The following is a 520-nucleotide window of genomic DNA, read 5'->3' as shown; positions in this document are numbered from 1 at the left end:
CGATATCATCCAGGAGAATGAGATCGGGACGGTAAGGGCCATGACGCAAGCCACGGAGCTTTTTACCTGAGCCGGCGACGGTGATTTTGACGTTATTGGCGGTGACAACCGTCCCCATCTGCCACACGCGCCCCTGACCACAAACAGCCGGGAAATCGTGTTTTAAACGCGGGTTAAAGGTCAGCTCAGCCTTGATGGCTTCCAGCATCGGATACGCCTGATCGATACTGTCCATAATGATGACCGGATAGTGTTTAATCCCCCGGATAACACACCATAGGGTAAACAACTGCGTGACCAGGGTTGATTTAGCCTCACCGCGTGGAGCGGCGATCGCGTCGTTCTCGGCAACAGAGCTGGCGACAACCTGCGGCAAGCGCTGAAACAGGTAGTGATGCAACTGGCTGCGCTCCGCGTTGCGGATATAGTGCGGAAAGTAGGTGGCAACAAAGAAGTCATAGCCCGATACCGGATCGGCAACCTGGCGACGGCGTTCGGCGCAGGCGGCAGGGTCAACGTC

Annotated in this window: 1 pseudogene; it reads right to left on the bottom strand. The window is 56.5% G+C overall.

The features are described from left to right. Positions 1-520: pseudogene (locus EHO01S_RS19115) on the bottom strand (phage terminase large subunit); the annotation flags it as partial.

Origin of the sequence: Edwardsiella hoshinae NBRC 105699 = ATCC 33379 (assembly GCF_000474215.1) — a bacterium.
Taxonomy (GTDB): domain Bacteria; phylum Pseudomonadota; class Gammaproteobacteria; order Enterobacterales; family Enterobacteriaceae; genus Edwardsiella; species Edwardsiella hoshinae.
This window is presented reverse-complemented; position numbering and strand designations above follow the sequence as displayed.